This is a genomic window from Colwellia sp. 75C3 (genome assembly GCF_002836255.1).
Classification (GTDB): Bacteria; Pseudomonadota; Gammaproteobacteria; order Enterobacterales; family Alteromonadaceae; genus Colwellia.
Genome location: NZ_PJAU01000030.1, coordinates 1 through 206, shown reverse-complemented (window position 1 = coordinate 206; position 206 = coordinate 1). Strand labels below are relative to the sequence as shown.

General features: G+C 45.6%; 1 pseudogene. It reads left to right on the top strand.

What is annotated here, in order from left to right:
* Nucleotides 1–206 (top strand): annotated as a pseudogene (locus CXF85_RS00165) (DUF4856 domain-containing protein); the annotation flags it as partial.

Below are 206 nucleotides of genomic sequence, written 5' to 3'. Positions count from 1 at the left end.
CCACAGTTACAGCGTTGATGATACGCGCTTTGAAGTGGTTAATGGCGCACTGAAACTTAAAGATACTGAAAGCTTAGATCATGAAAGTGCCGAGACCATTACGATCACCGTGACCTCAACAGACAGCGGCGGCCTTACTACTGATAAAGCTTTCATCCTGAATGTCGGTGATGTGAACGAAGCACCAACGGGCATTACTTTAACTA